The 7416-nt window shown below is 59.2% G+C and carries 6 protein-coding genes and 1 pseudogene; 5 read left to right on the top strand and 2 right to left on the bottom strand.

All coding sequences use genetic code 11. The features are described 5' to 3' along the window. The 5 genes from nhaD to ACESMD_RS01920 all read left to right on the top strand — a co-directional run. On the top strand, positions 1 to 565 hold a 565-nt coding region (gene nhaD / locus ACESMD_RS01940), incomplete at its 5' end, for a sodium:proton antiporter NhaD (protein WP_372609828.1). Positions 566 to 944: 379 nt separating this feature from the next. Beyond that, positions 945 to 1391, top strand: a complete 447-nt coding sequence (locus tag ACESMD_RS01935; RefSeq protein ID WP_372609827.1) for a hypothetical protein — start codon at positions 945 to 947, stop codon at positions 1389 to 1391. After that, positions 1360 to 2565: a hypothetical protein gene (locus ACESMD_RS01930; RefSeq protein ID WP_372609825.1), complete on the top strand. Its 1206-nt coding sequence runs from the start codon at positions 1360 to 1362 to the stop codon at positions 2563 to 2565. The genes ACESMD_RS01935 and ACESMD_RS01930 overlap by 32 nt, the downstream gene beginning before the upstream one ends. 33 nt (positions 2566 to 2598) lie before the next feature. Beyond that, positions 2599 to 5484 (top strand): EAL domain-containing protein, encoded by a 2886-nt coding sequence (locus ACESMD_RS01925; protein ID WP_372609823.1) that lies wholly within the window; start codon positions 2599 to 2601, stop codon positions 5482 to 5484. Then, positions 5481 to 6320: a PEP-CTERM/exosortase system-associated acyltransferase gene (locus ACESMD_RS01920; protein WP_372609821.1), complete on the top strand. Its 840-nt coding sequence runs from the start codon at positions 5481 to 5483 to the stop codon at positions 6318 to 6320. The genes ACESMD_RS01925 and ACESMD_RS01920 overlap by 4 nt, the downstream gene beginning before the upstream one ends. Before the next feature lie 113 nt (positions 6321 to 6433). On the opposite strand, the gene ACESMD_RS01915 is transcribed toward ACESMD_RS01920, so the two are convergent. Continuing rightward, on the bottom strand, positions 6434 to 7201 hold the full coding sequence (locus ACESMD_RS01915) for a trimeric intracellular cation channel family protein (protein WP_372609819.1): 768 nt from the start codon (positions 7199 to 7201) through the stop codon (positions 6434 to 6436). 76 nt (positions 7202 to 7277) lie between these two features. Beyond that, positions 7278 to 7416, bottom strand: a pseudogene (locus ACESMD_RS01910) (serine acetyltransferase); the annotation flags it as partial.

Here is a 7416-nt window from a genome sequence, read left to right as displayed (position 1 = left end):
GCAGTTCTTCGGTTACTACCTGCGCCGTACCCTGCCACGCTCCCTGGAGCGCAAGCGCACCCGCTACAGCCAGCGCGGTGACTGGAAGAAGCTCGAGAGCCTGGGCAGCGTGGTGCCCTTCGACGTCTTCAACCGTGTGGCTCGCGCCGAGTGGGACACCCTGCTGTTCTTCTATGGCGTGGTGATGTGCGTGGGCGGCCTGGGCTTCATGGGCTATCTGGGGCTGCTCTCAGATGCGCTGTACACCGGCTGGGACGCCACCTGGGCCAATATCGCCCTGGGCGTGATCTCGGCCGTGGTCGACAACATCCCCGTGATGTTCGCCGTGTTGACCATGGAGCCCGACATGTCACATGGCCACTGGCTGCTGATCACCCTGACCGCCGGAGTGGGCGGCAGCCTGCTGTCGATCGGCTCGGCGGCCGGCGTCGCCCTGATGGGCCAGGCCCGCGGCAACTACACCTTCATGGGCCACCTGCGCTGGACCCCAGTGATCGCGCTGGGCTACATCGCCAGCGTGATGGCCCACCTGTGGCTCAATGCAGAGAGCTTCCACGTCTTCTGACCGCCATCCCTCCCCCCAGCGGCCTCCCGCCGCCGGGGTTCTCGCTCCGCGTTGATACTCCTACCTGTAAATTTCCTTAAAGTAGTGTAGGTTATAAGAAGTGTCTCGTGTCAGAAAGGCACGATGGTCTACTTGGTGTCTTTCGTGGGGAAAGGCTGCCACGCACCGGGCGCAAAAATGACAATGCCCGAGGGGCTGCAGGGAGAAGACGTCATTGACTCATACACACACGGCATGCGGGCTATGCCTGCATGGTGCATGAACCTGGCGTTCATCAGACAACGGGAACACACACCCCGATGATATCTTTCGTCCTGACCTACTCCCTCGCGGCAGCAGTCACCACTGATGATGTCCGCCAGCCAGGGAGGCAGGCCCCATGGTGCGCCTGAGCGCCCTGGTGCTGGCTGCCGTGATGCTGCTAACCGGCCTGTCGCGGGCCAGCACACCGGCCAGTGCCCAGGGGGTTAACCTCGTAGTGGTGGCACATCCGGATGTCACGATCCACCAACTGACGCGTGATACTACCCGCGCCATCTTCGCCATGAGGCAGCGCACCTGGCCCGATGGCCAGGCAGTGCGGGTCTTCGTGCTCAACAACAATCACCCCATTCATGCGCGCTTTGCCAAGGAACAGCTGGCTGTCTACCCGCATCAGCTGCAGCTGGCCTGGGATCGCATGGTGTTCTCGGGCACCGGGCAGGCACCCAACCGAGTTCGTGACCAGGAGGAGATGCGTAAACGTATCGCCAACACTCCCGGTGCCATAGGATATCTTAGAAGGGAGTACCTGGATGATCGTGTCCAAGTCATTTCGATGGAGTGACCCCCGCTCCATCACCGCCATGGCCGCCGCGCTGTCCCTGGTCTTGTCTTCCCAGGCCAGGAGCGACGAGGGAGTACTGGATACCCTCCAGGTGCATGGTTTCCTGAGCCAAGCCCTGGTCATCACTGATGAGAACAACTTCTTCGGCCCCAGCAGCGAAAACGAGGGCAGTTTCAAGTTTACCGAGATAGGCGCCAATGCCTCACTGCGACCCCACGAGGACGTGCTGCTTGCCGCCCAGGTACTGAGCCGACGCGCCGGAGGGGATGGCAGCGATGCCCGCCCTGCACTCGACTATGGCGTTATCGACTACCAGATATTATCAAATCAGCAGCGTACCTTCGGCATCCAGCTCGGCCGTTTCAAGAACCCCTTCGGCTTCTACAATCAGACCCGCGATGTGGCCTTTACCCGCCCCAGCATCCTGCTGCCTCAATCCATTTATTTCGACAGAACCCGATCATTGGGACTCTCCGCAGATGGTGCAAGCGTATATGCCGAAGAGCGCTTTAACAGTGGCATAGTTCGTTTCAAAGGCGGCTTGGGCACACCAACAACTCGAGATTTGGCAACACAACTCTTTCCGCCTGATCTGGACACTCAAGTCGGCGGCGAAACCTCCTCGATTGCCCAGCTTATTTACGAGCACAATAACGGCCGCCTCACTGCAGCCATAAGCGCTGCCGACGTAAATCTAGATATTAACCTTGGCCCCAGCGATGGTGAGCTTAATTTCCAACCTTGGATATTATCTCTCCAATACGACATGGGAAATTGGGCACTTACAGGTGAATATGCCATTCGCAACCTCTCTTTATCTGGCTCCGGCGCAATACGTGGTTCAGACATTACTGGCGAAAGCTGGTATATTCAATACTCACGCCGCTTCTATGACAACTGGCAGTGGTTAATTCGTTATGACAGCTTAGTCAGCGACATAAGCGACCGCTCAGGTAGTGAATATGAGATGCAGGGCCTCGGACCAGCACACTCGCGATTTGCCGAAGACATTACCATGGGATTGCAGTGGAACCTAAACCCACGTGTTCTTCTCGCGGCCGAATATCACCACATTGACGGTACTGGCTGGCTACCACTCCAAGATAATCCCGATCCCTCAGAAACAGAGCGTCGCTGGAACATGCTGCTGTTCCAGCTTTCATTGCGGTTCTGACATCTCAATGTCCCCGGCCTGGAACCCGCAGAAATGACACTCCCCTCATTCTCATTCCTTCGGACTCGTCGTCAACTCAGCCTGACATGGCGTGTCATCGCCCTGAGCAGCTTGCTGCTGGTCGGGCTCGTGGTGCTGTTCACCTGGGTGGGCCACGACAACCTGACCCGCCAGTTCCAGGAGAGCCGTAACGAGCATCATGAGCGCCAGCAGCGCGAGATCGGCCAGGCCCTCCAGCGCTCGGCAGAGAACCTTCGCCAGCTGGCGGGCCTGGCCGCAGCCTCACCACGCCTTGGGCCGCCTCTCGAGGCGGGCAACGCGGAAGAGGTCGAGGGGGCGTTGGCCTCTCAGTGGCCGACCCTGCAGCTCGATGCCGGAATCGACGAGATAATGGTCGTGGATACCCAGGGACGGACTATGGGTCGCTGGGGCTCCGGCCAGCCAGAGGGCAGGTTGCCGATCCAGGCCTGGGTGCAGAGGATTATGGATACCGAGATGCCCATCACGACACTGCGCTGCGCGAGAGACTGCCAGCAGTATGCCGCCGTTCCGGTGCTGATGAATGGCGAGAGCGTCGGCCTGGTCGTGCTGTCCCGTTCGCTGGCCGATGTGACCCGGCAGGCCAGGGAAGTATCCAACGCCGAGGTGGCCCTGCTGGTGACCGGCCCGCTGGAGAGCCGGGACCTTCCGAAGGAACGCCAGCTCGACGCCTGGAATGGCTACCTACTGGCAATGACGCGCCAGGAAGAGAGCCTGCCGTTGCTGCAACGAGCCGCAGTCCTCGGACCGATCAGCGCTTTGCTGCAAACCCCTCTGCAGCTGAAGGACCAGGGCCAGCACCTAGAGCTCAGCGCGATCCGCATGGACGAGGACGCGGACCGGCGAAGTACCGGCTACTTCCTGCTGATCTCCGATATCTCGACCCAGATCCAGGCCATCAACGAAGACACTCGAACCCTGCTGTGGGTTGGCATGATGGGCTGGCTCACTGCGGAACTGCTGCTGCTGCTGATCCTGCTGCGTCCCATGGCACGCCTCCGCCGGATCGCCGGCTTGCTGCCGACACTGGCCAGTGGAGGGTTCGACGATATCCGGGCCGCGATTCCCTCCGTTCGCCAACGCCTGCCGGATGAGATAGACGTGCTGGAAGGCACCACGCTGGAACTCTCCGGACAACTCGAGATACTGGAACACGAGGTCCAGGAACGCGGCGACCAATTGGCGGAACGCGTCGACGAGTTGGCCAAGGAAAGGGACTTCGTGAACAGCCTGCTGGATACCGCGCGGGTCTTCATCATCGCCCAGGACAGCCGGGGTCGGATCAGCCTGGTCAACGACTACACCCGCGCGATGCTGGACCTGGATGAACCCTCCCTGTTGGGTCGCCATTTCGTCGATGTGTTCGAGGCGGGCAGTCCATCTCGGGTCAGAACCTTCGACACCCCGCTGCAGGAGGAGCGAACCCTCCTGACACCGGACCAGCGCCTCCATACCATCGCCTGGTACCATGCTCCGCTGCCATCAGGCACTGACGACAGCAAGTCGCGGATCTCGGTGGGCCTCGACATCACCGAGCGCAAGGCCGCTGAGGCTCGCCTGACCTGGCTGGCCGAGCGTGACCTCCTGACCGAGCTCTATAACCGACGCTACTTCCAGGACGCCCTTCAGCAGGCACTGTGGCGAGAGTCAGGCGGTGCCATGCTGCTGCTGGATCTGGACCAGTTCAAGGAAGTCAACGAGCTCAGCGGCCACCCTGTCGGTGACCGTCTGCTGTGCGAGGTGGCCGATACTCTCTTGCTGAACCTGGGCCACCGCGGTGTCATCGCCCGCCTGGGTGGCGACGAGTTCGCGCTGTTGCTGGAGAGTGCCGGCAAAGACCAGGCGGTACAGGTTGCCCAGCATATCGACCAGTTACTCGACAGCCTCCGATTCACGGCCGCAGGGCAGCGCCACCGGGTCACCGCGAGCATCGGCATTGCCCTGTTTCCGGCCCACGGCGCGACGCCGGCCGACCTGATGGCCAGTGCCGACGTAGCCATGTACAAGGCCAAGGAGAGCGGCATCCAGCAATGGCACCTGCTCTCGAGGACCGAGAATGCCAAGGACGAGTTGCAGGAGCGAGTCTACTGGGTCGAGCGCGTGCGCAGCGCGCTGGCAGAGGACAGCTTCGAGCTGATGGCGCAGCCGATCATGCGGCTGGAGGATCGCGACGTGAAGCACTATGAAGTGCTGCTGCGCATGCGCGATGCCGACGGCAGCCTGGTGTCTCCTTCGTATTTCATCCCGGTGGCTGAGCGCAGCGGTCAGATCGTGCAGGTCGACCGCTGGGTGTTGCGCCACAGTCTGCGGGTCCTCAGTCAACTGCAGGAGCGAGGCATCAGCCTGGCGGTCAACCTGTCCGGCCCGTCCCTGCATGATGAAGGCCTGAAGCAGTACTTGGCCGACGAACTGACCGCCAGCGGTGCCGATCCTCACCACCTCATCCTCGAGATCACCGAGACCGCCGCCGTTACCGACTTTTCCACTGCGCGTGGCGTACTGCAGGCGCTACGCGACCTGGGATGCCGCACGGCCCTGGACGACTTCGGCGTGGGGTTCAGCAGCTTCCATTACCTGGGGCAGCTGCCCGTGGACTTCATCAAGATCGACGGGTCTTTTATACGGAATCTGACTACAAACCCTGAAAGCCAGATCATCGTAAGAGCCATTGCGGATATAGCAAAAGGTTTCGGTAAGCAGGCCATTGCTGAGTTTGTGGATCAAGAAGATCTAGTGCCAATGCTGAAAGATTATGGAATCATGTATGGTCAAGGCTTCTATTTAGGAAGACCATCAAGGCTGCAAGAAACACTTAGAGTACACACAAGCCTTTTGGACGCAAAAGCCAATCCCGCAAATTCAAAAGAAGATGACCAATGAAGTCATTCGAAACTAACACTCAAAAAAGACCCGTAGCAGCGATTCGAAAAATGAGAATTGACCCCACTTACTCCTCTGAGAGATTCAGGTTCATCATTGCACACACGCCAGAAGAGAAGCAGCGCGCCTTCTCACTCAGGCATGAGGTTTTCCACGAAGAGCTTCATTACAACATTGGAGAAAAAATAAATGCACCGCTAGAAAAAGATTCATATGACCAGAACTCGATACTCTGCCTTCTCCAACACAAAGAAAGCGGAATGGATGCTGGCTGTTTTAGAGTGGTGATCATAGACAATAAGGCCAACAGATCACCAAATGTCCTCCCGCTAGAAGAGTACTGCGGAAGCAGTTTAAAAAGTTCGGATTTACATCCGAGCAGGTTCCCTAAAAGCACGATTTGTGAAGTATCTCGCCTTGCTGTTCACCCGTCATTCAGGAAAAATGCAAAGCCGCCGACGGGTATAATAGGCGAAGATATTAACAGAATCTGTTCAGAAGGTGGAAAACAACAGTCAGCACTAATTGGCTTGAGCTTATTCCTTGCTGCGACCGCTATAGTTGGCCTCTCTCAACGAAGGCATGTCTTTGCAATGATCGAGCCAAAGTTCAATAGACTGTTAAAAGCATCAGGCCTTCACTTTCAAAAAGCAGGAAAAACCATCGACTACTGCGGATACAGAGCAGCTTACTACATCGATCAACACAAAGCAGAAAACAACCTTCCTGAAGAAATAGTCTTTCTTTATTATCATATAAAGGAGGAGCTTTCTTTCCAAATTCATGAAAACAGCGAGTCTAAATATTATCCGAGTAATTTATATCATGGCGAATAGGCCATATATATAGATGTTTTGGCCAGTCCAGCAGCATTATGGCCAGCACATTGTGGTGCTCACCGAATAGGCAGCGCCCTTCTCTCGAGCACGTCGCGCGGCCGTGGCCATGCTCATTTCGACTTACCCCCTCGCCGGGCACGACCGGGCGAGATCATCCTCACCCGTGCCTTGGTGCGCCGCTGAGGCATCGCCGCTCCCCGATCCTGATCGTCCTCGTCCTGCCCACCTTCGTCACGGAACTCGGGGGCCTGCGGCGGCTGCACCACCACCCAGGCGAAGACGGGTAGCGTCAGGTGCCAGCGAATCGCCGCCAGCCTGAGAGAGAGAGTGACAAGCAGTGCCGTGGCGATCGTCGTCACCAGCGGGCTGCCGAGGGTACTCAGGGCGACATAGCTGATGCCCCCGGCAATGGATGCCGTGGCATAGACTTCCTGGCGCAGCACCATGGGCACGCGCCGGGCCAGTACATCCCGTATCATGCCGCCGGCCACCCCGGTGAGCATCCCCATCAGCACCGCCACCTCTCCGGGCGCCTCCAGCAACAGCGCCTTGTGGGTGCCGATGACCGTGAACAGCGCCAGCCCGAAGGCATCCGCGACCGGCAGGAAGACCCGGGAAAGGCGATGGATGTAGTGAAAGCCCAGGATGGAAAGCCCCACGGTACCCAGGATCACCCAGAGGTAGGTGGGGTCGGTGACCCAGAACACCGGGCGCACACCCAGCACCAGATCCCGCAGGGTACCGCCGCCGATGCTGGTGACTGCCGCCAGCACCAGCATCCCAAAGGGGTCCATCCGCGACCGGCAGGCCAGTATCACCCCCGAAAGGGCGAAGACGATCACGCCTGCCATATCCAGCCAGTAGACGACCCCGGTCACGGCGTACCTCCCTTTTCAACATGGCCGACTGAATGGCCCGTTCTCGGGCCGGGGCGGATGACAGGCCCCATCGCCGTCATGGACAATCGCCCGTCGATTGGCGAGCCGAGGCCTGGGAGATCTGGCTGTCCGCCGGCACGCTGCGCGTCAACCAGACATTGCCGCCGATGATCGAGCCGCTGCCGATGGTGATGCGTCCCAACACGGTGGCACCG

Origin of the sequence: Halomonas sp., from assembly GCF_041689495.1 — a bacterium.
GTDB lineage: Bacteria > Pseudomonadota > Gammaproteobacteria > Pseudomonadales > Halomonadaceae > Halomonas.
The sequence above is the reverse complement of the archived record's forward strand: the minus strand, read 5'-3'. Positions and strand labels throughout refer to the sequence as shown.